Annotated in this window: 24 protein-coding genes; 14 read left to right on the top strand and 10 right to left on the bottom strand. The window is 57.7% G+C overall.

Annotated features, from left to right (window positions below):
* Positions 1 to 214 precede the first annotated feature (214 nt).
* The 8 genes from coxB to ABWH92_RS02285 all read left to right on the top strand — a co-directional run bounded on the left by coxB (position 215) and on the right by ABWH92_RS02285 (position 6,719).
* On the top strand, positions 215 to 1,105 hold the full coding sequence (coxB, locus tag ABWH92_RS02320; protein ID WP_375574162.1) for a cytochrome c oxidase subunit II: 891 nt from the start codon (positions 215 to 217) through the stop codon (positions 1,103 to 1,105).
* Positions 1,106 to 1,171: 66 nt separating this feature from the next.
* Entirely contained in the window at positions 1,172 to 2,782 is a 1,611-nt protein-coding gene (gene ctaD / locus ABWH92_RS02315; RefSeq protein WP_375571785.1) for a cytochrome c oxidase subunit I, read from the top strand.
* Positions 2,783 to 2,851: 69 nt separating this feature from the next.
* A complete protein-coding gene (locus ABWH92_RS02310) occupies positions 2,852 to 3,847 on the top strand; it encodes a heme o synthase (RefSeq protein WP_375571783.1) in 996 nt (331 codons plus the stop codon).
* A 2-nt stretch (positions 3,848 to 3,849) separates the two neighbouring features.
* Complete coding sequence (locus ABWH92_RS02305; protein WP_375571782.1) at positions 3,850 to 4,071, top strand: hypothetical protein; 222 nt, start codon at positions 3,850 to 3,852, stop codon at positions 4,069 to 4,071.
* A complete protein-coding gene (locus ABWH92_RS02300; protein ID WP_375571780.1) occupies positions 4,071 to 4,658 on the top strand; it encodes a cytochrome c oxidase assembly protein in 588 nt (195 codons plus the stop codon). Before ABWH92_RS02305 ends, ABWH92_RS02300 begins: the two co-directional genes overlap by 1 nt.
* Positions 4,659 to 4,706: 48 nt before the next feature.
* Positions 4,707 to 5,540, top strand: coding sequence for a cytochrome c oxidase subunit 3 (locus ABWH92_RS02295; protein WP_375571778.1), 834 nt, complete (start codon positions 4,707 to 4,709; stop codon positions 5,538 to 5,540).
* Positions 5,541 to 5,618: 78 nt separating this feature from the next.
* Entirely contained in the window at positions 5,619 to 6,011 is a 393-nt protein-coding gene (locus tag ABWH92_RS02290; RefSeq protein ID WP_375571776.1) for a DUF983 domain-containing protein, read from the top strand.
* 6 nt (positions 6,012 to 6,017) lie between these two features.
* Positions 6,018 to 6,719, top strand: coding sequence for an SURF1 family protein (locus tag ABWH92_RS02285; protein WP_375571774.1), 702 nt, complete (start codon positions 6,018 to 6,020; stop codon positions 6,717 to 6,719).
* Between the two features lie 12 nt (positions 6,720 to 6,731).
* On the opposite strand, the gene ABWH92_RS02280 is transcribed toward ABWH92_RS02285, so the two are convergent.
* The 6 genes from ABWH92_RS02280 to ABWH92_RS02255 all read right to left on the bottom strand — a co-directional run bounded on the left by ABWH92_RS02280 (position 6,732) and on the right by ABWH92_RS02255 (position 12,578).
* Positions 6,732 to 7,211 (bottom strand): GNAT family N-acetyltransferase, encoded by a 480-nt coding sequence (locus ABWH92_RS02280; RefSeq protein ID WP_375571773.1) that lies wholly within the window; start codon positions 7,209 to 7,211, stop codon positions 6,732 to 6,734.
* Positions 7,212 to 7,287: 76 nt separating this feature from the next.
* A complete protein-coding gene (locus tag ABWH92_RS02275) occupies positions 7,288 to 8,931 on the bottom strand; it encodes a cisplatin damage response ATP-dependent DNA ligase (RefSeq protein ID WP_375571771.1) in 1,644 nt (547 codons plus the stop codon).
* Entirely contained in the window at positions 8,928 to 9,971 is a 1,044-nt protein-coding gene (locus ABWH92_RS02270; RefSeq protein WP_375571769.1) for a ligase-associated DNA damage response exonuclease, read from the bottom strand. Before ABWH92_RS02270 ends, ABWH92_RS02275 begins: the two co-directional genes overlap by 4 nt.
* A gap of 39 nt (positions 9,972 to 10,010) precedes the next feature.
* Positions 10,011 to 11,315, bottom strand: a complete 1,305-nt coding sequence (gene sbmA, locus ABWH92_RS02265) for a peptide antibiotic transporter SbmA (protein WP_375571767.1) — start codon at positions 11,313 to 11,315, stop codon at positions 10,011 to 10,013.
* A gap of 49 nt (positions 11,316 to 11,364) precedes the next feature.
* Entirely contained in the window at positions 11,365 to 11,985 is a 621-nt protein-coding gene (locus tag ABWH92_RS02260) for a 2-hydroxychromene-2-carboxylate isomerase (RefSeq protein ID WP_375571765.1), read from the bottom strand.
* A gap of 152 nt (positions 11,986 to 12,137) precedes the next feature.
* A complete protein-coding gene (locus tag ABWH92_RS02255; RefSeq protein ID WP_375571763.1) occupies positions 12,138 to 12,578 on the bottom strand; it encodes a MerR family DNA-binding transcriptional regulator in 441 nt (146 codons plus the stop codon).
* 324 nt (positions 12,579 to 12,902) lie between these two features.
* Between ABWH92_RS02255 and ABWH92_RS02250 the strand changes: the two genes are divergently transcribed.
* From ABWH92_RS02250 to ABWH92_RS02235, 4 genes are all read left to right on the top strand, one after another.
* Entirely contained in the window at positions 12,903 to 17,393 is a 4,491-nt protein-coding gene (locus ABWH92_RS02250; RefSeq protein WP_375571761.1) for a peptidoglycan-binding protein, read from the top strand.
* A 165-nt stretch (positions 17,394 to 17,558) separates the two neighbouring features.
* Positions 17,559 to 18,479: a sulfite exporter TauE/SafE family protein gene (locus ABWH92_RS02245; RefSeq protein ID WP_375571759.1), complete on the top strand. Its 921-nt coding sequence runs from the start codon at positions 17,559 to 17,561 to the stop codon at positions 18,477 to 18,479.
* Positions 18,476 to 19,285, top strand: a complete 810-nt coding sequence (locus tag ABWH92_RS02240) for a TIGR02186 family protein (RefSeq protein WP_375571757.1) — start codon at positions 18,476 to 18,478, stop codon at positions 19,283 to 19,285. Before ABWH92_RS02245 ends, ABWH92_RS02240 begins: the two co-directional genes overlap by 4 nt.
* Before the next feature lie 21 nt (positions 19,286 to 19,306).
* The gene (locus ABWH92_RS02235; protein WP_375571755.1) at positions 19,307 to 19,771 is read left to right on the top strand and encodes a DUF3429 domain-containing protein; all 465 of its coding nucleotides are present in this window, start codon (positions 19,307 to 19,309) and stop codon (positions 19,769 to 19,771) included.
* Between the two features lie 10 nt (positions 19,772 to 19,781).
* Here the strand turns inward: ABWH92_RS02235 and pdeM are convergent, their stop codons facing one another.
* Both pdeM and ABWH92_RS02225 read right to left on the bottom strand, forming a co-directional pair.
* Entirely contained in the window at positions 19,782 to 20,519 is a 738-nt protein-coding gene (gene pdeM / locus ABWH92_RS02230) for a ligase-associated DNA damage response endonuclease PdeM (RefSeq protein ID WP_375571753.1), read from the bottom strand.
* Positions 20,520 to 20,547: 28 nt separating this feature from the next.
* Positions 20,548 to 23,073 (bottom strand): ligase-associated DNA damage response DEXH box helicase, encoded by a 2,526-nt coding sequence (locus ABWH92_RS02225; RefSeq protein WP_375571751.1) that lies wholly within the window; start codon positions 23,071 to 23,073, stop codon positions 20,548 to 20,550.
* A 94-nt stretch (positions 23,074 to 23,167) separates the two neighbouring features.
* On the opposite strand from ABWH92_RS02225, the gene ABWH92_RS02220 reads away from it, so the two are divergent.
* Positions 23,168 to 23,641, top strand: a complete 474-nt coding sequence (locus ABWH92_RS02220) for a hypothetical protein (RefSeq protein ID WP_375571749.1) — start codon at positions 23,168 to 23,170, stop codon at positions 23,639 to 23,641.
* Here the strand turns inward: ABWH92_RS02220 and ABWH92_RS02215 are convergent.
* Both ABWH92_RS02215 and ABWH92_RS02210 read right to left on the bottom strand, forming a co-directional pair.
* Entirely contained in the window at positions 23,635 to 24,513 is an 879-nt protein-coding gene (locus ABWH92_RS02215) for a thioesterase family protein (RefSeq protein WP_375571747.1), read from the bottom strand. The genes ABWH92_RS02220 and ABWH92_RS02215 overlap by 7 nt on opposite strands.
* Positions 24,510 to 25,481 (bottom strand): alpha/beta hydrolase, encoded by a 972-nt coding sequence (locus tag ABWH92_RS02210; protein WP_375571746.1) that lies wholly within the window; start codon positions 25,479 to 25,481, stop codon positions 24,510 to 24,512. Before ABWH92_RS02210 ends, ABWH92_RS02215 begins: the two co-directional genes overlap by 4 nt.
* Before the next feature lie 113 nt (positions 25,482 to 25,594).
* Between ABWH92_RS02210 and ABWH92_RS02205 the strand changes: the two genes are divergently transcribed.
* Positions 25,595 to 25,927 (top strand): DUF1475 family protein, encoded by a 333-nt coding sequence (locus ABWH92_RS02205; protein WP_375571744.1) that lies wholly within the window; start codon positions 25,595 to 25,597, stop codon positions 25,925 to 25,927.
* The last annotated feature ends 89 nt before the right edge of the window (positions 25,928 to 26,016 follow it).

Genomic DNA, 26,016 nt, shown 5'->3' with positions numbered 1-26,016 from the left:
CTACGACCAAGGGATAAGAAGTGCGGCGCTAATATGACGCATTTCAACTCGGCCTGCGCTCTTCCCATCAGATGGTCAGTCAGATAGGTAAGGCTTCGATTAGGAGGAGGGCTTGTGAGCGCCCGTGTCAGCGGACAAAACCGGTTGTTTGCCAACCGGCTTCATGACACGCCCGCACATTTTCGGCCCTGATCGCTCGGAGACCTGTATCAGCATGACGATAGCGCACCGCATCGCCACCACCATCACCGCAACCATGGCTACACTTCTAGCGTTGGCGGCACCGGCTTTAGCCGCGCAACCGACACCATGGGCCGTGGGCTTCCAAGACGCCGCGACCATCGTGATGGAGCACATACACTGGTTTGAGACCTTCACTTTGATAATTATCACGGCCATCGTAATTTTCGTGCTGGCGCTGATGATTTATGTCTGCTGGCGCTTCTCTGAGAAGAACAACAAGACGCCATCGAAGACCACGCACCACGCGATGCTCGAAGTGGCATGGACTGTCGTGCCGATCATCATTTTGGTGGTGATCGCTGTACCGTCCTTCCGACTGCTTTACGAAGAGGCTGTGGTTCCACCCGCTGACATGACGATCAAGGCGACGGGCTACCAGTGGTATTGGGGCTATGAGTACCCTGATCATAACGACATCGACATCCTGCAGATCATGCTGCAGGACGATGAGCGCTTGGCGCGTATGGAAGAAACCGGCGGCACAGAAGAAGACTTCCCGCGTCTGTTGGCCGTGGACAATGACCTTGTGGTGCCAGTGAACGCCACCGTTCGTTTGCAGGTAACCGCGGCTGATGTTTTGCACGCGTTCGCAATGCCAGCCTTTGGCGTGAAGATGGATGCTGTGCCGGGCCGTCTCAACGAGACATGGTTCCGCGCTGATCGTGAAGGCATCTACTATGGTCAGTGCTCAGAGCTTTGTGGCACCGACCATGCTTTCATGCCCATCGCGATCCGCGTTGTAAGCCAGTCTCAGTTTGATGCTTGGGCTGCTTTGGCTAGCGATGATTTGGGTGCGGCCAATGAGATGTTGGCGCAGATGATCCGCGACAATGCCGACGGCACTGAACTCGCACAGAACTAACACTTTTTGAGGTCGCGGTTTGCGCCGCGCCCACACCGGACACTTTTGATGAGGATTTGAGGCACCATGGCAAGCTACGCAGACGCGACAGCGCATGACGATGTCCCCGGATTTTGGGCACGCTGGTTTTATTCAACCAACCATAAGGACATCGGTGTCCTCTACCTGATCTTCGCGATTATCGCGGGCATCATCGGTGGTGCACTTTCCATCGGTATTCGCCTGGAGCTCCAAGAGCCGGGCATGCAGATATTTGCCGATGGCCATGCCTACAATGTCTTCGTGACAGGCCACGGCCTGATCATGGTGTTCTTTGTGGTCATGCCAGCCTTGATTGGTGGTTTTGCCAACTATTTCGTCCCCATCATGATCGGTGCGCCAGACATGGCGTTTCCGCGCATGAACAACATTTCCTTCTGGCTGCTTCCACCTGCGCTGATCCTGCTGGTCATCTCCATGTTTGTTGAGGGACCTCCAGGCGGTTTGGGCGTTGGTGGTGGTTGGACCATCTATCCGCCGCTCTCTACATCTGGCCATCCAGGCCCAGCGGTCGATTTTGCGATCTTGTCGCTTCACATTGCCGGCGCGTCATCGATCTTGGGGGCGATCAACTTCATCACCACCATCTTCAACATGCGCGCGCCTGGCATGACGTTGCACAAGATGCCGCTGTTTGCTTGGGCGATCCTGGTGACAGGCTTCCTGCTTCTTCTGGCGCTGCCAGTGTTAGCCGGTGCTATCACCATGTTGCTGACCGACCGTAACTTCGGCACCACCTTCTTTGATCCGGCAGGTGGCGGGGATCCAATCCTCTTCCAGCACCTGTTCTGGTTCTTTGGTCACCCGGAAGTGTACATCATGATTTTGCCGGCCTTCGGCATCGTCAGCCACATCATTTCCACCTTCTCCAAGAAGCCGATTTTCGGGTATCTCGGCATGGCCTACGCAATGGTGGCTATCGGTGTGGTCGGCTTCATCGTTTGGGCGCACCACATGTACACGGTGGGCCTCTCCGTTGAGACGCAGGCTTATTTCGTGTTCGCCACAATGGTGATCGCGGTGCCAACAGGCGTGAAAATCTTCTCTTGGATCGCGACGATGTGGGGTGGTTCCATCCGCTTCACTACGCCAATGATCTGGTCATTGGGTTTCATCTTCCTATTCACTGTCGGTGGTGTGACGGGCGTTCAGCTCGCCAATGCTGGCTTGGATCGCGCGTTCCATGACACCTATTACGTGGTTGCTCACTTCCACTATGTGCTCTCGCTAGGCGCTGTCTTCGGCATCTTCGCGGCTTGGTACTACTGGTTCCCGAAAATGTTCGGCTACATGTACTCTGAGTTCCTTGGCAAACTGCACTTCTGGGTCACGTTTGTTGGTGTGAACCTTCTGTTCTTCCCGCAACACTTCCTGGGCCTCAACGGGATGCCGCGTCGCTATGCCGATTATCCTGACGCCTATGCTGGTTGGAACTACATCTCCTCGATTGGGTCCTACATTTCCGCTGTCGGTGTGATCATCTTCCTTGTGGGCGTGGCACATGCCTTTGCCGCCAAGCGCAAAGCGGGCGACAACCCATGGGGAGAAGGTGCTACGACACTGGAGTGGACGCTGACCTCACCACCACCGTTCCACCAGTTTGAAAAACTGCCACGGGTTACGTTCGACAAGCACTAAGAGCGAAATCCTAAAGTTTGGCGCGGCGAGTTTCTTGCCGCGCTCCCTCTTTCAGCATGACGAGTTTTGATGAGCCTAACGGACGCCACTTCTGACGCTGCCAATCCCAGCCTTGCCCTTCGTGAGGCAGGGCTTTCGACAGCGTCTGCGCGCGATTACATCAACCTGTTGAAACCACGGGTGATGTCGCTGGTCGTGTTCACAGCGCTTGCAGGTCTCATCGCCGCACCTGGCACCATTCATCCGTTTGTTGCGCTTACCGCTGTGCTCTGCATTGCTATTGGCGCAGGGGCCTCTGGTGCTCTCAATATGTGGTACGACGCCGACATCGATGCCGTGATGGGTCGAACTGCGCTGCGCCCCATCCCTTCGGGTGCGGTGACGCCACGGCAAGCTTTGAGTTTTGGCATTCTTTTGTCGGTTGGCTCGGTCGGTGTACTTGGTCTGCTGGTGAACTGGCAGTCGGCCGCCATGCTGGCCTTCACCATCTTCTTCTACGTCAACATCTACACCATGTGGTTGAAGCGGTGGACGTCGCAGAACATCGTCATCGGTGGTTTGGCAGGTGCGTTTCCTCCAGCCATTGGATGGCTCGCCGTCACAGGGTCGCTCAGCCTTGAGCCGATCTTGATGGTGCTCATCATCTTCATGTGGACGCCACCGCATTTCTGGGCACTGGCAATCCTGAAGGAAGAAGACTACGGCCGCGCTGGCGTGCCAATGCTGCCGAACGTGGCCGGTGACAAAGTCACCCGTCAGCAAATCCTACTCTATTCAGTTCTGCTTGCGCCTTTGGCGGTTCTGCCCGCGTTTTTGGGCTACGCAGGTATTCTTTACGCGCTTGTAACAGTGGCTGGCGGTGTTGGCTTTATCCAACACGCTCTGCGCCTGTCCCGGGCCGTTGATATCCCAGCGCGCAACAAAGCTGCTGGTAAGCTGTTTGGCTTTTCCATTCTTTATCTGTTTGCCGTGTTTGCCGTGATGCTTGGCGAAGATATCGTCGAGCGCTTGACCGGGTTCGCCTTGGCCATGCCGCACGCTCTTACCTTCATGGTGGGGGGCTGATCATGGCAAGCGACACACATCAGGTTCGCCAAGCACCTGAGGCGCCAAAGCCTGTTCCGACCAACACCGAAGAGGTGAAAATGTCGGACACGGACCGAGATTTCTATTCCAAGCAGCGCCGCTCGCGGTCCATTGCCATGGCATTGGCACTCGGCGCTGTGGTGATTGTGTTTTATGTCGTCAGCCTCATTCAGGGGCCTGGCATCATTTCAAGGCCGTATTGATGGCTGGACAAAACACCACGACCCGCACGTTCTCTCGCCCCGTCAAAACGGCGATGGCACTTAGCGTTTTTGTCGGCTGCATGGTTGGCGTCGCTTACGCAGCCGTGCCGCTTTATGAGCTTTTCTGCCGGGTGACGGGTTTTGGCGGCACAACGCAAGTTGCCGACGTGGCGCCTGAGGCCGTGTCTGATCGCACCATCAAGGTACGCTTTGATGGCAACGTGGCAGCTGGCCTTGGCTGGGATCTCGATCCTTTGGTCAATGAGGTTGAGGTTCCCATTGGCCAGGTAACGGAAATTTTCTATCGCGCCGATAACCTCACCGATCAGGACACCTACGGCACGGCTACTTTCAATGTTTCACCGCCCCAGGCTGGGATTTACTTCCACAAGATGCACTGCTTCTGCTTTGAGATGCAGCATCTGGAGCCGAGCCAGGGCATCGATATGGGCGTTGTCTTTTTTGTTGATCCAGAAATCTTGGACGACCCAGACAATGATCGCATCGACACCATCACGCTAAGCTACACCATGTTTGAAGCCGACGCCCCGCAAGAGGCGGAAACGGCAGCACTCGATACCAATTAGGGGGACGCACCGGCCTTGGTCGGTGCATCGCATATTAGGAGATCATCGATGGCCTCAGGTCACGCAACAGATCACGACTATCATATCATTCCACCAAGCCCTTGGCCGTTCATCGGGTCGGTCTCAGCGCTTGTCTTGGCCATCGGCACCGTGACCTGGTTCCACGGTGGAACTTGGATTTTCTTCGCGCTCGGCATGCTGGGTGTGCTCTACACCATGGTTATGTGGTGGCGTGATGTGATCCGCGAGTCGATTGCAGGCGATCACACACCGGTCGTTTCCCTGCATCTGCGCTACGGCATGATCCTTTTCATCGCCTCAGAGGTGATGTTCTTCGTTGCCTGGTTTTGGGCCTACTTTGATGCAGGCTTTTTCCCAGGACCAGCAGAACAGCCTATGCGCGCTGAATTGCTCGGCGGTGTTTGGCCACCGATGGGCATCGAAACCTTCGACCCTTGGCACCTTCCGCTGATGAACACGGTGATCCTGCTGACATCGGGCACAACGGTTACATGGGCGCACCACGCGATGATTCACGGTGACCGCGAGGGCGTGAAACAGGGCTTGGCTTTGACCATCGCTCTTGGTGTTCTGTTCTCCATTGTGCAGGTCTACGAGTACACCCACGCGCACTTTGATTTCTCCGGCCACATCTACGGCGCAACGTTCTACATGGCGACCGGCTTCCACGGTTTCCATGTGTTCGTTGGCACGGTTTTCCTGGCTGTCTGTCTGTTCCGCGTCTTGCAGGGCCAGATGACGCCGAAGAAGCATTTTGGCTTTGAGGCGGCTGCTTGGTACTGGCACTTTGTTGACGTCGTTTGGCTCTTCCTGTTCGTGGCCATCTACGTTTGGGGCTATGGTGGCGGCGGCAACTTCTAGGCCGACTGCTTTGCTCTAAATCCATCAGCGGGCGGTCCGATAGGGTCGCCCGTTTCTCTTTTTAAGGACCATACAACCATGACCATTGTTCCGCACACATCGCAGCCATTGATGGCTGGTTATCGGGGCAAGTGCCCCCGCTGCGGACAAGGTAAGCTGTTCAACGGTTGGATCACGCTGCATGAGCGCTGCAATGTGTGTGATCTCGACTATGGTTTTGCCGACTCCGGCGACGGGCCAGCGGTTTTCATCACTTTCTTTGCGGGCTTCATTGCTGTTGGTGCCGCACTCTGGCTGGAGATTGCCTATCAGCCATCCTTCTGGGTGCATGCAGCCGTTTCATTGCCAGTTATCTTGATCACGTGTCTCTTGCCTCTACGCCCTCTGAAAGGCTGGCTCATCGCGCGTCAATACCAGATGGATGCCACCGAAGTGCGCAACGATGATGTCTCCGGCGGGCACCACGGGTAACCTGTGATGAAGCGCTTTTTCGCCATTGCACTGATCCTTGGCGCGTTCGTCACGCTGCTGGGCCTTGGAACGTGGCAGATGCAGCGTCTGGCTTGGAAAGAAGGCTTGATCGCCCAAGCAGAAACACGGCCAACTTTACCGGCTGTTCCGCTTCAAGCGTTGGTAGATGAAGGCCTGGAGGATGCCGACTATCGCCGTGTGTTGTTGATCGGGGAGTTTTTCGGCGAACCGGTCCGTGTTTTCACAACCCTTTCCGATGCCAACGGACCATATGAAGGGCCCGGCTATTGGGTCCTACAGCCTTTCGAAACAGACGGTAGCCAATCCGTTTTCGTCAATCGGGGTTTCATTCCTTTCGAGTTGGCGCCCGATGCTTTGGTTCGAGACGCACCCATAGGAACCATTCGTTTTGAAGGGTTGGTGCGACCGGACGATCCACCAGACCGGTTCACGCCCGATCCCGACTTGGACGAAAACATCCTTTATCGTCGCAGCATTGCCCAATTGATGCAGGCATCAGATGTAAGCCGTGCTCTACCCATCACGGTTGATATGCCCGCTGGTGCCGTTGGTGGCCTGCCGCAAGCTGGAGAAACGAAGTTCACCTTCTCCAACCGGCATTTTGAATACATGCTCACCTGGTACGGATTGGCGGCTGTTTTGCTGACCGTGGTAGGCACGGTGATGATGCAGCGTCGCCGACGCTAAACAAACCTGCTATCAGGTCAGATCGAACCGTTTTGCGCATGCTTCGTCATACTGGTGGTAGTCTACAAATCCCATGCGACTGTAGTAGGCGAGCCCGCCCGTGTTCTCGTGGCGGATTGTGGCATCAATTGTTTTTACACCTGCAGCTCTGGCGGCTTTGATCGTTTCTGAAAACAACATTCGTCCGATCCCCTGGCCATGGGCCGCTTGCGCTACATAGGTGGCAATGACGGTCCAATCGGCTGGAAGAGCATGGTCACCTGTCCAGTTCGGGTCACACCATTCCAACGACTGAAAGCCGAGAACATCCTCGCCCTCAGTTGCTACGGTACACGCAATACCAAGCGGTGCCTCAATGTAGAGCGCGATCATCTTCTCTTCGGAGAAGGCTTCGCGATGGGCCGTCGTTCCCCCTTCACGAATGATAGCATTGAGAAGCTGGCACATCGCTGGTGCATCGGGGCGCCGGGCAGGTCGGACAACGATAGGCATGGACGATCATTGGTCTGGATGTTGGCGAGGTAGAGTGCTGTCATACGCGATCTGGCCAAGCTGACAATATGTCGGGTCAGTGCCGCTCGCTCTCTGGGAGCAACGCCATCACTGTTTCCAGCGTGTCGGCTTCGCGTGGCGGCTTGTCCCAGCGAAGCCGCGATATGCGGGGAAAGCGCATCGCGACGCCGCTTTTATGGCGCGTGGAGCGTTGCAGCCCTTCAAAGGCCACCTCGAACACCATGCCAGCATCCTCACCGTGGACGACCTCTCGTACGGGGCCAAAGCGATTGACGGTGTGTTTGCGCACGAAGCTGTCGATTTTTTTCAACTCCTCGTCGGTGAAACCGAAATAGGCCTTACCGACTGGTACAAGCAACGGGCCGTCCTCACCTGGTTTCCAAACGCCGAACGTGTAATCAGAGTAGAGGCTTGATCGCTTGCCATGGCCTCGCTGGGCATACATCAGAACCGCATCGATCAGCATGGGATCGCGCTTCCACTTCCACCATGGCCCTTTCGGTCGCCCTGGCACATAAGCGCTGTCCGCCCGTTTGATCATCACGCCTTCCACAGCGTCAGCGTCCTCACCTGCGCCGTGCGAGGCTGGATCGCCGCGCGCCTCGCCAAGGGTCTGCCAATCCTCAAATGGCACCATAGGAGAGATATCGAGACGCGGATGATCATGTTTGGAGATGAAGTCTTCCAGCAACGCTCGCCGTTTAACAAAAGGCAGGGCGCGTACATCCTCGCCATCAAGACGCAGCACATCATAGGCACGCATATGGGCCGGATGGCTTTCCAGGAGCTTCTTCGACACCGTTTTGCGGTTGAGGCGCTGTTGCAGCGTGTTGAAGGTTTGCACGCGCCCATCAATCAACACCAACAGTTCTCCATCCAGTGTCGCGTTGGCGGGTAGGGCCTCAATCAGATCTGGAAAGGCGCGCGAGATGTCATCGCCCGTGCGCGAGTAAAGTCGTTGAACGGACGCGCCGTCCTGGCCTGTTCCGCCAGCTGCTTGCACGCGAATGCCATCCCATTTCCACTCGGCCAGAAACTCGCTGGCATCGAGTTTGTCGAAATCGCCATCTTCAATGGGGTGTGCCAGCATGGCAGGCGCAAAGGGCGCTGGATCATCATTCTCCGGCCTTTCGCCACGGCCCTCTGCCCAGGCGAACAGGCCCTCATAGGGTGGCAACAGGCCGTGCCAAACCTCTTCAATATCGTTGGGTTTCAGATCGCCAAGCCCGGCCACCGCCGTCTTGGCAAGGCGTGCTGAAACGCCGATGCGCAAGCCACCTGTGATCAGCTTCAAGAGCGCCCAGCGCCCTGTTTCGTCCAGCGTGTCAAGCCAACGGGTGATCAGTGCGGGCATTTCAGCTTTGCCGGTCGTTGCCAGCGCATCCACCACGTCTTCCAGCGCTGGTGGCGGCGTGTTTACACCATGATCGGCTGGCCAGATCAGCGCCACAGTTTCGGACATGTCGCCCACATAATCGTAGGACAGCCGGAAGAGCACAGGATCAGTGTGCGCTTCCACCAAGCCGCGAATGAGTGCTGGTTTTGCGTTCTTAAAGTCCAATCCACCGGTAATGGCAGCGAGTGCTATGCCGCGTTCTGGGTCAGGTGTTTGCTGGAAATAGGTGATCAGAAGCCGCAGCTTGCCATTGCGGCGTGGCTCATAGGCAAGGCGGTCAAGAAGCTCAGCAAAGGCTTTCACGACGATGCTTCCACAGCTTGCTCTGCGCCTTCATCCCCTTCATCGCCATAGCCGATCATGTTGAGCGGTTGCGCATCGATCCCTTGGGTGCCGCACCAATGCACCAGCCCATCTTCCTGACCATGGGTAACCCAAATCTCATTCGCCCCGGTGTCGAGGATTGTCGCGCAGAGATCATCCCAGTCGGCGTGATCGGACATCACCAATGGAAGTTCCACGCCGCGCTGACGGGCACGGGCGCGCACCCGCATCCAACCTGAGGCAAAACAAGTGATGGTTTCACCGAACTTCTGCGACCAGCGATCAGCCATTGAGCCCGGTGGGCAAAGCACGATCTGCCCGGCAACGTCTTTGGCTTTCAAGCCAGCGACGGGTACCAGAGCACCCAAATCCACGCCTTGGCTTTGGTAGAAGGCGCAGAGCTTTTCCATCGCGCCATGCAGATAGATCTGTGCATCATAGCCCGCGGCGCGGATCTCAGCGATCACCCGCTGGGCTTTGCCAAGCGAATAGGCGCCCACCAGATGTGGCGTTTCAGGGAATGTCTCAAGTGAGGTGAGCAGCTTGGCCACCTCATCCGCGCCGGGTGGATGCCGGAACACCGGCAGTCCAAATGTCGCCTCGGTGATGAAGGTATCGCAGGATACAACCTCGAACGGTGTCACCGTGGGGTCACTGTGGCGCTTGTAGTCGCCGGACGCCACCAACCGGTGGCCATCATGCTCCACCAGCACTTGCGCTGAACCAAGCACATGACCTGCCGGGTGAAGGCTAATCCGGGTATCGCCAAGCGTGATCACGTCACTGAGGTCAGCACTTTGCGTGGTGCCAGCAAAATTGGCGCCGTAGCGTACCGCCATGATCATAAGGGTTTCGGCGGTTGCCAAAACCGACCCATGGCCTGGTCGTGCATGATCAGCGTGCCCATGGGTGATCACAGCACGATCAACCGGTTGAACGGGATCGATAAAGAAATCGCCCGGAACGCAATAGAGGCCTTCCGGGCGAAGGGTCATGAACTGGTCAGCACGCGTGATCATGGCCCCTCATGTGGGGCACAGCGTGTCGATGCCAACCACCTACTCAGCCGGTGAGGGAACCTTCGTATCTGTTCCTGACTCCGGTGTGGCCAGTGCCGCCTTCTCAAAGGCGTTGAGGCGTTTGTAGACCGACATCAGTTCCACAATCGTGGTCCAGGAGTTCACCAAGTACTGGAACGAGCCTTCAACGCGACCAAAGGCCCGCATGATTTGCTGCATCGTTCCCAGTGTGATGGTGCCTGCAATAATGGTTGGCCCCAGCGCAATGAACGGCACCAGATTACCGATTTGTAGATAGAAAATCCGAACCACGTTGAAATACATGTAGTTGAAATAGAGCCGGAAATAGTTGCGCCGGACGTCGGAAAAAAGCTCCGTCAGCGATTGCGGTTGCGCCCGTTCGGTGAAGTCCTCGCCCATGACGAGTTCCTTGCGATAGGCGGCTTCAACCTTCTGATTGTTGAACTCCAAGCCTGGCAGTCTGATACCGACAACCGCCAAAAGAACCGTGCCAAGTATCGACCAGACGATGGCCACAAAAACCAATCCTTGGCTGACCTCACCAATCAAGGGAAGTTCCGTAACCGCCGCTGAAAGCCCCCACAGCAGGGGCAAAAAAGCAATCAACGTCATCACCGAGTCAAGCAGTGCAACGCCCAGACCCTCGGTGATCGACGCAAAGCGCATTGTGTCTTCCTGCACGCGCTGTGAGGCGCCCTCAATCTTGCGCACCCGCTTCCACATACCGGTGTAGTAGTCGTTCATCGCGGTGCGCCAGCGGAACACATAGTGGCTGACAAAGAAGCGGAAGATCACCGCCACAAAAACGTAGACAAGCGCAATCTGCAGAAAGGTAGCAATGCCAAGATAGTAGTCGCGCCCATCAATGGATCCCGGTTCAGCAAGCGCTTGCTGGATCAGATCATAGAACCCGCCAAACCATTCATTGATCATCACATCCAACTGCACCAAGAACCAGTTGGTGAAGAAGATGAGCGCCGATCCTGCCACCGACCAAAGCTGCCAGGGGTGCGGCGCGTACCACATCCAAAAGCCGACAAAGAGCGCAATGGCTGACAGCATGTACTGGTAGAACCAGAAGGTTTGCGGGTCTGCCCAGCCTTCTTCAACCTCGGCGGGCGCCGTTGTCTCTTCACTCGGCACCTCGACATCAGGCGCAATGCCCGGCTCCAACGGCGCCACACTTTCCACCCCGAACACCGGGCCGATGGAAAGAAACTGCAATCGGTCGCCAAAGGTGTACCAGCCGATGACCAATGCCAGGGCGTAGACAGCAAAAGAGAGAAAAAACAGCTTCGGCTTAGGAAAGAAGGAGTGAAACATCGGGGCAGCTTCCGTTTAGGCCGTCAGCGAGTGCGCTAACTGTGGCCGATCAACCTGGTGTGTAAGGGCCTCGGCCAGTGCTCAGAGCGTGATCGAGATAGTCAATCCTATCTTGCCCCCAGAAAGGTTCGCCTTGCAGCACATAGGCGGGCGCGCCGACAGCGCCAGCAGCAATGGCTGCCTCAGTGTTCTCAGCCATGGTTGCCACGACCTCTTGTGATGAAGCGGCTGCGATGATGGCTGTTGCATCATGACCGGTGGCCTCAAGCAGCTCACGCACCGTTTCAGGTTGGCTGATGTCGCGTTCATTCGCCCAGCATGCCTGGAAGGCTTCGAACATGAAGTCCGCTGGATCGCCGCCTGCAGCGCCAATCGCAGCAACAGCGCCGTTGGCAAGGGTTGGATTGGTCGGGAAGTGCGCCGGGCGAAGCGTCAGTGGCAATCCGCGAAAGTCCGCAATGCGTTGCAGTTCAATCAGTCGATAGTTCTGGCGCGACACGGGACGTTCAGGAATGGGCACCACGCCGGATGTTGCAAACACGTCAGCCAAGTTCATCGGCTTGAAAGCAATGCTCGCGCCATGCTTGTCGGCGACAGCCAACAACGCTTTGTGCCCCAGATAGGAGAAGGGCGAGATCAGGGTGAAGTAATAGTCGATCGACGGGGCCATTGGCGGATCCTTTGCAGATGAGCGGGCAAGGTGTTGCCCAGTGCATCAAAGGGTCCCGATCTAGGCTGCAACGCAAGGCTGTGCAAGCGCTGCACACGTCCTATCGCGCGTTCGTGAGGCTCCGTGAGAAGACCGGTTAGTGAGAAAGGGCTCTAGTCGGTGCCCGTCGCAGCCAGCGGCATGGCGCTCTCATCCATGTCTTGCTGCTTTTCTTTCAGCATTCCGGTGACAACCTCCACCGTGCGCTCAAGCTCAACAATGGCTTGCTCAATGTCGCTCTTCTGCTGATTGAGAACCGCGATTTGCTCCAAGAAGCGGCTGCGCGCAACCGTCAGTTGGCTCGCCTGACCATCTTTAAGATCGTAGAGATCAAGCATCTCGCCAATTTCTTGCAGTGAGAAGCCAACGCGCTTGCCCATCACAATGAGCTTCAGTCGGGCTTTGTCGCGACGCGAGTAAATGCGCTGCATGCCAACCCGGCGGGGCCGTAGAAGACCCCGGTCCTCGTAGAAACGTAGTGTGCGTAGTGTTAGATCGTATTCGCGTGCCAGTTCGCCAATGCTGTATTCGGTCTCACGTGTTGAAGTATCCATGCTCGCCTCTACCGCTTAGCGTTGTGCCATTACATGCAACAACGAATCATTTCACATCATGACGTGCCAGAAAATCTAGCCGAAGGGCAAGAGATTATCAACTTTAAGTTGTATTCACGTTAGCCACTCTCGCAAGGTGCTTTCCGGTCGTGCTCACGCCTTAAGCGCGGTGTCTCAAAACCAACCTTTATCAGCTTGGGTCGTTTACCGTCCGGTTATCTTTACCGCTCGTTTACTATGTTTGGTCCACTGTAGCACCAAGCGAGAAAGGGCCGGGGTGCGCCGTACCTTGCGCGTACGCACCAGAGAGTAATTGGGGTCGGGATGGCTCAACAGTCCCAAAATGCGTGGCAGTCGCCCACGAACCATCAGCCAGACTATGAGGCGCCCGGTAGAGAGGCCGCACCCAGCGTTGGCGAGTGGATGCAAGATGTGTTGGGCCAAAGAATGCCCAGCCCGGCTGTCGATCCAAGCCGCGCATTTCAGCCCAGTCCTTCCGCACAGCCGACAGCGCCTGCTCCCGACCTTCAGTCGCGCCTGGCGGCAATCGCCAAAAACATCGAAACCTTGGAATCGAGGGTTGCTGGCGCACCCATGCCAAGCGCGCCAGCACCGTCTTCCGCACCTGTGACCAGCCATGTCCAAGCCAGTGCTCAAACCGCCGCGACGCCTACCAGTCCGCTGGATGCGCTGCGGCGGCGCAAACAAGAATTGGAGCAAGGCATAGCCCCGCACGCGCCTAATGCGGCGCCTGTCCTGGCCGACCCTCAGCCGATGATGGTCGATGCATCACAGCAGCAAGACGTTGAGCAATCTGCTGATCAAGGGCTAGGAGATGTTGGGTTCGGCTCTGCCGGATTGGACCAGTTGGTGGCACGGCTTGATGATCAGTTCGCCCGGCTGACAGATGCGGTCAGCGATGTACGCTCGCTTGCCGAAACCAGCGCTGCCGACCAGCGAGGTCTCCAAGCCCAAGTTGAAGCCCTTCAGTCTCGCACACACACGTCCCATCAATCCGCGCCTGAGGAGTTGGGGCTAAACGAACAGGGGGCAACGCCCCTTCACCCAACTGGTGCTGATGAACCGAATTTGGCGCAGCTCAGCGATCAAATCCGTGCCGTCCAAGATACCATTGCTGCGATGCCCAAGCCTGAAGCGATCAAATCGCTGGAGGATGGCTACCATCATGTTCTGGCCAGGCTTGATGACCTGAAAGACGTTGGCACAAGCGAGGAAAAAATTGACGCGCTCTATGGCGAGGTCACCAGCTTGCGTGAGGTGCTGGACAACTTAGGCGAGAACACCCCCAGCGCGCTCGTTGGTGAGATGCGCTCAATGATCTCACAGCTGGAAAACGACCCCCATGGTGATGCAAACCGCATCACCGAGGCACTGGAAAGCGTCAAGGACATGGCCCGCAATGCGGTTCAGGACCCTGGCAGCATGAACGAGGCCATCGGCGCGGTTGTTGAACGTTTGGTGGCGCTCGAAGCGCGTATTGAAGCGTTGGCAAATGGCTCCGATGACAGTTCTGTCACCCAGCGCTTGGACGCCATCCAGTCGGAGATGGAACGCCTCTCAACCTTCCAAGATGAAGCGCGCGGTCTCACCAGTGCTCTTGATACGATCCGTGAAGAAATGCGCTCTGCTGGCGGTCCAGCGGTCACCCTAAGTGGGATGGACCAGCGCTTCTCAGCACTTGATCGTATCGAAGAGATGACCGGCGGGTACGCTGAGCAAGTCGCCGAGCTCTCCCAGCGGCTTAATGCGCTCGATAGCCGGCTTGCCAACCAAGCGGATATGGCAAGCGAAGTGGCAGCTTTGTCACGCCAGATGAATGCCTTTGGCACCGCTATGCCAGTGCATGAGATTGAGCATGCTTTGCTTGATCTCACAGGCCGGGTAACGGCCCTTCAGGAAGATACCGCCACTGAGCGCCTTGGTCTTGCCGTGCGCGAGCTCGGCGAGCGTGTGGAGTCTTGTCTCAAATCCATTCCCAAAACCGAAGCCATCATCCAGGCTGTTGAAGCCAAGATCGACAGCCGGGTCTCGGGGTCGCTTGACCCTGTTGTGGCCCGTCTTGATGGCGTTGATGAACGCCTTGATGGTATTCAACGTGCCATTTCAGCTGCCGATGCACCGCTGATCGACCATATGTCGAACCGGCTGGAAAGCTTGATTGCCGCCATGCCGACGCCGCAGGCCGATGTTGCCTTGGCCTCCCTGGAGAGCCAGCTGGTCGAGCTCAACAAACGTCATGCAGATGCCGGTGTGGTTTCGCGCGATGATGTCACGCGTTTGCACAATGAACTGGCGCGTGCACGCGCCAGTGTTGAGCTGGGCTCCAACCGTGATCTTCAGCGCTCTATTGTCGATCAGGTGCGGCACCTTGCCGGTCGCTTCGATGAGGCCCGTGCAACTGGCGATGCAGGCATTTTGCCCGAAATCGAAAGCCAGATCGATGATCTGGCCAACCGCGTGCAGTCGCTAGGCCTGTTTGACCCCCAAACAGAAACCCAAGACATGTTGGGTATGCAGGCCCTGCAGAGTGAATTGGTTTCCTTGCGCGAGCACGCCAGCGACCAAGATCAGCGCATGCTGAGCACGCTGGAGAGCGTTCAAGGCGCGCTGGAAACGGTCATTGGGCGCCTCGATGCCTTAGAAATCGATGACAAAGCTGCCCGTTCGCTGGCCGCTGATAGCGCACACGATACCCGTCCAAGTGCGCCGGGCGGGTCAGAGCCATCACCGTCGCTAGAAGAGATGGCCAAGGCATTTGAGGCACGCACGTCTGTGCCAAAGCCTGACCCAAGTTTTGATGATTCCGCACCCAAACAGCCAGCGAGCAAACCTCAGCCAGGAAGCACGGACTCGGCAACGGTCAGCAACGAGCGGCCTTCGTCGACCGATGATGTCATTCCGGCACCAGGGGACGCGCAAACGCTTCTGCGCCAGCTCTCTGGCGCGATCAACGCGGCGCCTGAGCGTTCCGCTCGTATGCCTGAGCCGGATCGCGCGACCGATGAGCCGACACACTCCGAGGCTATGCCATCGTCTGGCGATAGTGCCAATCAGCGTGCAAACTTTATTGCGGCGGCACGCCGCGCGGCCCAGGCCGCGGCCCTGCAGGCAGGAGGTGGCAAGCCCGCCGCCGATCCCAATGTAGCGGGCACCAAGGCCAGAAAAGCCGGTGTCTTTAACCGTCCGGCAAAATCCTCCAGCGGACCCGAAGTTCGTCGTGAGCCCGACTTGGAACAGCGGGACGGGTTGGCTCGCCCGCTTGCTGGTGAGGTCGCTGAGAATCCGATGGATGTCTTGGCTGACGCCAATGAAAGCACCCGCCAGCAGAAAAGTGAAAAGCAAGCGGACGACGCCAAGCACCAGCGCTCGCTCTCCCGCGCGATGATCATTGCTCTGGTGCTGTTCACTGTTGGGCTCGGCTTGCTGGTGGTCAATTTGATTTTGCCGGGTGACCGCGCATCCGACGCCGTTGTTGCGCCGTTGGCGCCAACCGAAGCACCTGCCTCGGACCCAGCCGCTGAGCGCACCGAAATCACCCCCGATGTTGGGACTGCTCCAGATGAAGCAGTACGGGTTGTGGGCGATGCGCCAGAAGTCGCAGACGCTGCTCCTGTCTCCCCCGCGCCTGTCGTGGAAGATTTTGCATCAACGCCGGCTTCATCAGCACCAAGTGCGCCCGTTTTGACGGATGAAGTGGTGACCCGTGATACAGCGCTTGGAAGCGGTTTTGAGCGCGATCGCGGACCTGTCATGGCCGCAACGCCGCAGCTGAGCGATCCTGGAAACGATCCTACGGTAGACGGAACGGTTTCAGGTCCTGCATCAACCTCGCTTGCAGGTGATACGGCTTTGCCGCCACCGGCCAACGACCTTGGCCCACTGCTGAACCTTCCTTTGCCGCCGTTACCCGCAGCAACAGCCGATGCACTGCCTGAAGCCATTGGCTCGCCGCGCCTTCGCGTGGCTGCGGCCAGCGGTGACGCATCCGCAGCCTTTGAGATCGCCTCACGCTTTATGGAAGGCCGTTTTGTCTCGCAGGACTTGGCCGCCGCTGCCCACTGGTATGGGCGTGCTGCTGACCAAGGTCTCGTTCCAGCCGCCTATCGTCTCGGTAGTTTCTACGAGCAAGGCCGTGGAGTTGATCGTGATCGCGATGCAGCACTGGCTTGGTACGAACGTGCTGCCCTTGGCGGCAATCCACGCGCCATGCACAACTTGGCTGTTATGGCGGCTGAAGGCGCCGGACAATCACCTGATTTTGCACGTGCAGCTGGGTGGTTCATCCCAGCTGCCAACCGTGGGCTTGCCGACAGTCAATTCAATCTTGCTGTTCTGTTTGCGCGCGGTATGGGCGTCGAACGTGATCTGATGGAATCCTACAAATGGTTCGCATTGGCCGCCAATGGTGGTGACAGCGAAGCCGTTGGGCGCCGTGATGAGGTCGCTGGTGTTCTTGGCGAACAGGCTTTGGCGCTCGCGCGTGCACGCGTCGACAATTGGCGGCCCGTTCCGGTTGAAAACGCCGCGGTGGTCGTTCCAGGACCTGCAGGCGGTTGGGATGACAGTTCGGTGCGCGCCAGCGCGTCACCGAGCGCTAACACAACGCAGCAGTTGGTCGCCGAAGCGCAAGCCTTGTTGGCCGAGCGCGGGTACAATCCTGGACCCGCCGATGGCTTGCTTGGCCCACGCACCAATGAGGCAGTCCGCGCGTTCCGCCAGTCTGTCGGCTTGGGTGATAGTGAGATCATCGATCAAGCCTTGCTCGATGCCTTGCGCCAAGGCGTGAGCCTGTAGCAGGTCTATCTCGTACCCACCTTTAGTCGAAGGTTGGCCCTATCTTTCCAAGGCTTTGATTGACCCTTAGGCAATGCAATGGTCTTAGACTAAGAACCAGACTGCGCTACTGAATAGGCACAGCGCTGGTTTCAACGCTGTTCTGCCTGAAAGTCGCCTCGTCCCATGCAGATTTATCTGCCCATCGCCGAACTGGCCGTCAACGTGTTCCTCATTTTGGGCATGGGCGGTGCGGTGGGCTTTGTCTCGGGGCTTTTTGGTGTTGGCGGCGGCTTTCTTCTTACGCCGCTTCTCATCTTTTCCGGCATTCCGCCTTCCGTGGCGGTAGCAACCGTGACCAGCCAGGTGGTGGCCTCATCCACCTCCGGTGTTTTGAGTTATTGGCGCAAGGGCGGCGTTGATTTCAAGCTCGCCACCATCTTGCTCTGCGGCGGCATCATTGGATCGTCACTCGGCGTCTGGCTGTTTTCTATTCTGCGGGCCCTCGGCCAGCTCGACCTCATCATCTCCGTCTCTTACATGCTGTTTTTGGGCACGATTGGCGGGATGATGTTTTTTGAAAGTGCCCGTTCGGTGTGGCGTGGCGCGAGGGGCAAGGCGGTTTCCACGCGCAAGCCGGGCCAACACACCTGGGTGCACGGCCTGCCATTGAAGACGGCGTTCAAGAAGTCGCGTCTCTACATCTCCGTTATTCCGGTCATCACTCTTGGGCTGCTCATTGGTTTCGCTGGTGCCATTCTTGGCATTGGTGGTGGCTTCATCATGGTGCCTGCGCTGATCTACCTGCTTCGGGTTCCGGGCAATGTGGTGATTGGTACTTCGCTGTTGCAGATTTTGGTGACCATGGCGGTTGCCACAATCCTGCACGCGCTGACCACGGGTTCGGTCGATATCATCTTGGGGCTTATCCTGATGGTTGGCGGCGTTCTGGGCGCGCAGTTTGGCGCGTCAGCCGGCCAGAAGCTCAAAGGCGAGCAATTGCGCCTTCTGCTTGCCTTGCTCATCCTAGCGGTTGGAGCACGGTTTCTGTTTGATTTGGCCATCGAACCCACCGAACTCTTCTCTGTGACGGGATTGGGCGGATGATCAAACGCCTCATCCTTGTCGGACTGTTTGCGCTCTGCGTCATTGGAAGCGCCCGCGCGGAGTCGCTCATCGTCACCCTGTCTGAGCGCACGGTTGACATCACCTCAAACTTCACCGGTTCGGCTATCACGGTTTTTGGTGCTGTGCGCCGCGATGCCTCCACTGTGCCCAGAGCATCTGACTATGACGTGGTGGTTACCGTCACCGGCCCACAAACCGACCGCGTGACCCGCCTGAAAGAGCGTTTCTTGGGGGTCTGGGTAAACCGCAGTTCCCGAACGTTTGAAGACGTGCCAAGCGCCTACACAGTGCTTTCCAATCGTCCGGTTGCTGAGATCGCGCACTCCTCGCTTCTGCGACGATTCCAGATTGGCATCGACCATGTTCTCCCCGTGGCCGAAGAGGCGCCCGCGGAAGTGGATGAAGAGGGTGTCGTCGTTGAAGACACGCAGGACACCAGGCTCGGCGATCGGGTGTTTGAGCGCGCGTTCTTACGCTTGCAACGCCAAGAGCAGATTTATCAGGAAGACCCAGACGCGGTGGCGGTGATTGACAACACCCTCTTTCGCGCGCGGGCAACCTTTCCAGCTGATGTGCCGCTTGGGCTTTTTGACGTCAATGTCTACCTCTTTTCTGGCGGCGTCTTGCTCGCGGAAGAACGGGTGGGCATTCTGGTGCGCAAGACAGGATTTGAGCAGTTCATCTTCCGCATGTCGCAGCAAGATCAGCTCATGTATGGCGGACTGGCGGTTTTGCTGGCACTGCTAACCGGTTGGTTGGGGTCGGTGGTTTTCCGCCGGTCGTAAACACAGTTCAAAGGATGCCTCATGCGCGTGCTGACCGCCCTTAAAACCGTGCCCAAAATGCCGCTCTGGCTGGGATTGACCGGAGCACTGCCTTTTGTGTTTGGCTTGGTCGCCTACGCGTCCGGTGGCATTTGGATCGTCAGTGCTGACTTGGCATTGCGCGCCACGGTGGCGTATGGCGCCGTTATTCTATCGTTCTTGGGTGGCGTGCGCTGGGGCATGGGCCTGTTGCTTTCCAACCCGGAAACACGTGATGCACGCTTTGCGCTTTCAGTTATCCCATCACTCATTGGCTGGGTGGCGGTGCTGCTGCCAGCCTTTCCAGCGCTTGTGATGCTTGCGGTATCCTTTGCTGCGCAGGGAGCCTGGGATGTTGGCGATGCTGAGGATGATGGCGCGCCACCCTGGTTCGGCCATTTGCGCACTATGCTAACGGCGCTTGTGTGCTCGCTGTTGAGTGTGATGGCCGTGCTGACGATCGTTTGATCGGCAAGGGTCAGCGCCAACCCAAGATGCGGTTGCCGGGCACGGTGAACATACGCGTGCGACCGCAAACCGATGCCCGCATGGCTGACTTCCTAAACAACAAGCGAAACGGCTCAGCTGAAAGACAAAGCCCGCCTGCATAGGCGCCGAACGCAGGCAAAATGAGCCGCTGCCCATCATGGGCAAAAGCTGGACGGCGCGTTGACCCACCTTTGCCGATTACCCGGGCAGCTGGATGCAAGTGTCCAGCTACTTCGGCCTGACCGCCGGCCAAATCTCCACCAGGTTCATGACGAAAGATCAGTGATCCAATAGCAAGCTCTTGCGCGCTGCGCCCTGGAACGCCCGTGGGCGGTTCTGGATCATGATTGCCAGCAATCCAAATCCAATCCTCAACGCGTTGGCACAGAGAGATGAGTGTGTCGCGGTCGGGCTCTCCCAACCGATCCCAGGCCGAGCGATCATGCACACTGTCGCCAAGTGCGATCAACCGGGTGGGTTGATAGGCCTCAATGACCCGCCCAAGCTGGCGTAGCGTGGCGGCGGTGTCATAAGGCGGCAAATGGTTTCGGAACCGGGCGAAGGACGAACCTTTCTCCAAGTGCAGATCCGCCACCACCAACGTGGCTTCATCGGGCCAGTAAAGCGCACCGCACTTATCTGCCACCAACGCTTCGCCCGCCAGGGCGACGGGCGCACTGGTCTCTTCATCACGCGTTGTAATGCTTTGGCTTAGCCAGGCAGACACAGGTGGATTTCCGTCCTTTTTTCGCCGCTTAAGACGCGCTCATCGCTTCTTCGATAAGGCTTTCAGCATCCTCAAGCACTTGATCACGAGCCTCGCCAAACACCGGCTCTTTGCCGATCTCCAACATCACCGGTACGGCGAGCGGAGAAATGCGATCAAGCCGCTGATGGGTGATTCGGCCTTCGATTCGCGCCAGCATAGAGCCGACACGGGCGATGTCGAGCAGCCCGGACGCCGCATCGGCCCAAGTCGATTGCATCAAAACATGGTCAGGCTCGTGCTGCCGAAGGACATCGTAGATGAGATCTGAGGAGACGGTCATTTGCCGGCCGGATTTTTCCTGCCCTGGATGACGGCGTTCGATGAGGCCTGAGATCAACGCGCAGGCACGGAAGGTTCGCTTGAGGAGGTAGCTTTCGCCCATCCACTCTTCCAGATCATCACCCAGCATGGATTGTGCGAAAAGTTCACCCAACGGCATCGACCCATCAGCGATCTTTTGGCCAAAATCCGCCAAACCCCAGACGCCGAGCACATAGTCGGTTGCAACAAAGCCCAACGGTTTGGCCCGTGCGCGCTCCATGCGCCGGGTGAGCAGCATGCCGAGGGTCTGGTGGGCGAGGCGCCCCTCGAACGGGTAACACACCATGTAATGTCGGTTGCCACGCGGAAATGTTTCCACCAGAAGTCCATCGCGACCAGGCAGCGATGACTTATCGCGCTGCATGCGCAGCCAGTCGCCCACTTGATCGGGCAGATCGTCCCAGCTCTCAGGGTTGGCGAGCATGCGGCGCACCTCATCGGCCAGATAGGTGGAAAGCGGAAACTTACCGCCTGCGTACGAAGGGATTTTCGGTTCTCCCGATTCGGTACGCGAAACCAAGGCATCTTGCTCGCGAATGCCTTCGAACTTCACCACCTCCCCGCCAAATAGAAAGCTGTCGCCGGGCACCAAAGTTTCCAAAAAATACTCTTCCACCTGGCCGAGGATGCGCCCGCCGCGCAGCGCGTTTGAGGATCGCTGGGCGGCCTGTTTGGCCGAGACCAAACGCACTGTGAGCACGGGCATCTCGATGATCGTGCCAACATTCAGGCGGTATTGCTGCGCCACATCAGGATTGGCCACGCGCCACAACCCATCCTTGCGTTGGCGGATGCGGGCATAGCGCTCATAGGTTTTCAGAGCGTAGCCACCGGTCGCAACAAACTGCACCACGCGCTCAAAGCTTTCGTGGGTGAGCAACCGATAAGGATAGGCCGAGCGAACCTCATCATAGAGGTCCTGGATAGCAAAGGCATCTGAGCAGGCCATGCCAAGCACGTGTTGGGCAAGCACGTCCAGCGCACCATCGCGGATTGGCGGTGTGTCCTGGGCACGATCATAGTTGGCATTAAGCGCCGCTCGGCATTCGAGAACCTCAAAACGGTTGGCAGGTACCAGGATCGCCTTGGAAGGCTCATCCATCCGGTGGTTGGAACGGCCGATGCGCTGCGCCAACCGGCTGGCGCCTTTGGGGGCACCGACATGGATCACAAGATCCACATCGCCCCAATCGATCCCAAGATCGAGGGTGGACGTAGCGACCACCGCGCGCAGCGCGTTCTTGGCCATGGCCTCTTCCACCTTTCGCCGCTGCCCCACATCCAGCGAACCATGGTGCAGGGCGATTGGCAGAGAGTCTTCATTGATTGACCAAAGCTCGCGAAACACCAGCTCGGCTTGCGCCCGGGTGTTGACGAACACCAGCGTCGTGCCATGGGCGGCAATCGCCTCTAGCACCTGCGGGAAGGCATAACGGGCCATGTGCCCAGCCCAAGGCAGGCGTTCTTCGCTTTCCAAAATGGTGATGTCAGGCTGCGCGCCACCAGCGACCGTAACAATGTCAGCCCTGTCAGGCTCTTCGGTGTTTTGCGGGGCAAGCCATCCGGCCAATGCATCAGGGTCAGCCACTGTCGCTGATAGGCCGGTTGCGACAAGATCGGGCGCATGTTTGCGCAGCCGTGCCAGGCCAAGGGCAAGCAAGTCACCGCGCTTAGAGGTCACCAGCGCATGCAGTTCATCGAAAATCACCCGCTTCACACCGCCAAACATACGGTCAGCGTCGACATGTGAAAGCAGCAACGCAAGTTGCTCCGGCGTGGTGAGCAGAATGTCCGGCGGGTTGCGTTTTTGCCTTTGTCGCCGTGCTGCAGGTGTGTCGCCGGTGCGCGTTTCAATACGGATCGGCAGACCCATCTCCTCAGCAGGCGTGGTGAGGTTGCGTGCAACGTCCACCGCCAAGGCCTTCAGCGGCGAGATGTAGAGGGTGTGCAAACCGCCAGGTCGGTTGGTGCGCCGGACGGTTTTTCGTCCTGCCAAATCAACCAGGGATGGCAAGAACCCTGCCAAGGTTTTGCCAGCGCCAGTTGGTGCAATCAACAACGTGTCACGCTTGGCATCCGCACGTGCCAAAAGCGCCAACTGATGCTCACGCGGGGCCCACCCCTTTTCCTCAAACCAAGCAGAAAAGGCTGGTGGAAGCTCGGGGACCGGAAGGATGGATTGGACGTTCAAGGAGCACCGAACTTGTATGGGCAATGGTCATACCTTTGCCCTCAGGCTATGAAAGTAAAGGGATCAACCCCGCTGACCACCAAGGGATACTGACATGCGCCTGCCCCTCGCTCTCTTTCTGTCTGCCAGCGCGATGGTAATGCCCGTGCTCGCGCAGCAAGCCAACAGTCCCATTGATGGCGACCAATACCATATTGTTGAGCTGGAAGAGGGCGTATTGCGCATTGATCGTCAAACGGGCGACATCAGCGAGTGCAATGAAACGCAAAATGGCTGGGTTTGCCGACTGACCGCTGATGATCGTCTGGCGTATGAGGCTGAAATCAACCGGCTCGATGCTGAAGTCGATAGGTTGGAAGAGGAACTTGCCATTGCCCGCGATGCCCTCGGTTACGACGGGCGAGACTTGTCGCTTGTACCCGATCCAGACAGCGTGCGTGAGCGCCTTGATTTGCCGACGGATGAAGAGCTGGATGCGGTAATGGACACAGCTGAAGAGGTCATGCGCCGGTTCTTCGGCATGGTTGAGGATCTGCGCAACGACCTACAGTCTGAGCGCGCTCAGTAGGCCCCTTCAAACGCTCTGATCTGCGCATCGAGCGCGTCAAGCTTCTCGTCTGGCCATGGCATGGCCCGCCGCGTCTCCAGATTGAGCATCAAAGATGTGATATCCGCAATCGCGATCAGTTCCTCGGTCATCACATTCACCACGTGATGGCGATAGCTGATGGTTTTGGTCGAGCGGGCTCGTAGGCCGGTCTTGATAACGACCACATCGCCAGCCGTCGGGCGTGCGCCATAGGAAAGCTGAAGCTGCACAGCAGCACGCCCCCATCCGCGTGTGCGCAGCCAAGCATCGTCAGCTCCAGCCAGCGCCCAAGCGTGAGTCGCAGCATCGGAAATCATACCCACAAGGTGCTCATCTCGCAGCATTGCCCCATTGGCGCTTTCAGCCTGTGCACCAAAGGCTGTCGTTGGGAGAACCCCGCGATAGGTGGTTGCTAAACTGGCGAGCGTGGTCACATCGATCATGGTGACAAAGGCCAGATCACCTGCCTTAGGTAGGACCTGTTCGCGTGGCGCAGGCAGATTGAAGGCCGACAGATCATCCCGTGAAACATCCGGCAAGACGTCTAGCGCTGTGGCGCTAAGCGGTGTTCCAGGGCGCTGGCTTGCAAACAGGTGATGCTCCAGCGCGACTTGCCCATTCTCGAGCGCAACCATGCCTGTCGTTCCGTGCACTGGCTCACCGCCGCGTAGCTCAGCATGGTAGCGGATCAAACGACCAATGCGGTGCGGCACCTGCCAGCCAGCTTCCACCAGAAAGTTACGCACGGCGATATCAAAGCGCGCCGCGTACGACTTCACATTGATATGGTCGTTCTCATCGCACTCCCAGCTGTTGGCTGTGTCGCGGATAGTTTCAAGAGGGCCGATCATAGGTCGTTGTCCAGAACCCGGTTGAGGAAACTGTGTGTGGCAGCTTCCGCCTCGCGGGCGATTTGCAAGTCGAAAGCTTGAAACACGTGGCAGCCTCCCGGCGCGATGGCAAGGTCACTGCGCACACTGGCTGCAAGCAGGCGCTGATGCAGAAACAGGCTATCGTCGACCAATGGATCGTTTGTTCCAACGCTTAAGAAACAGGGCGGGAGCCCATCCAAATGAGCGTAAAGCGGAGACACAGTCGGCGCCCGCGTGTCCATGAAGCCTGGAACACAGTGGTGCACAAACATCTCAATATCGCGCGTGTTGAGGATCAGTTTCTGCGAACCCCAGCCGCGTACCGACGGTGTAAAGGTTAGGTCGTAGCAACCAGCGGTCAGCACCAAGCCAGACGTCTCGATGCCTGCATCGCGCATGGAAAGCGCGGTCAGCAGAGACAGGTGCGCGCCAGCGGACTCGCCGCCCAAGAACACCGGCCCGCCTTGCGCATAGGCAAAGCTGGCTGCCGTCAAGCAGTCGCTTGGTCCTGCGGGAAAGGGGTGCTCTGGCGCAAGGCGGTAGTCGACACTGATGGCGGCAAGACCTGTTGCCTCGGCAATCCGGGCCAGCATCGGGTCATGAAAGTCAGCTTGGCCAAACACCCAGCCGCCGCCATGGATGTGCAAGAAGATGCCGCGTGTATCACGCGTCTGTGGTTCGAGAATCCGAAGGCGCACACCTTCATGCTCTTCCCAGCGGGCATGATCGAGTTTTGGCTCCAGCGGGAAGGGCCCATCACCTTTGGCTCGTGCCTTGCGGATCATATGTGGCGGGACCGACCAGCTGTCCGGAAGCTCAGCGAACATCTCCAAGATCTTGGCATTCAATGCCTCGGTTTCTGGCAGCACCAACGCCGGATCAAAGGGGTTGATGGCTGCCTCTGCACCGTGGGCATCGCTGTAGGGAGTGAAAAAAGAAGAGGTCATCAAACACCTGGTTGTGTAAGCGATTGGGTTCCGAGTTCACGGAGCGAACCAATCACTGGTTCACTCGTAAACAATGCAACCCTTATGGAAAACCGGCAAAAAGGCTTCTTCTCGTGGAAAATCAATCGTCTTTGCTTTGGCGTGTTGTGTTTGGCGCTCTGGGCATTGGCCTGGCGGCTTTGATTGTTTGGGCTTCGCTCAACGCCAATTTTGGGCAGAGCTTCAGTGCCATTGTTGCTGACCCATGGGGTGTGGTTTCCCTCGCTGACCTTTATCTTGGCTTCTTCATTTTTGCTGCCTTCGTCTTTTTGGTCGACGGCGCGCGTCCGACCAGTTTCGTCTGGGTGATCGCGCTGATGTTCCTTGGCAATGTCTTGGCGGTGGTCTGGTTGGTTCTGCGCTGGCCATCATTGATGCGACGCCTCTCAGACAGAGTCAGCCAGTAAGCGTGCCTGATATTTGCGCTTTCTTGCTTGTAGAACCAAACTGACTTGCGTGTTTTTCATAAGGGATACACCTACCAATTGCGCATATG

This window comes from Ahrensia marina (assembly GCF_042140245.1).
Taxonomy (GTDB): domain Bacteria; phylum Pseudomonadota; class Alphaproteobacteria; order Rhizobiales; family MH13; genus MH13.
The sequence above is the reverse complement of the archived record's forward strand: the minus strand, read 5'-3'. Positions and strand labels throughout refer to the sequence as shown.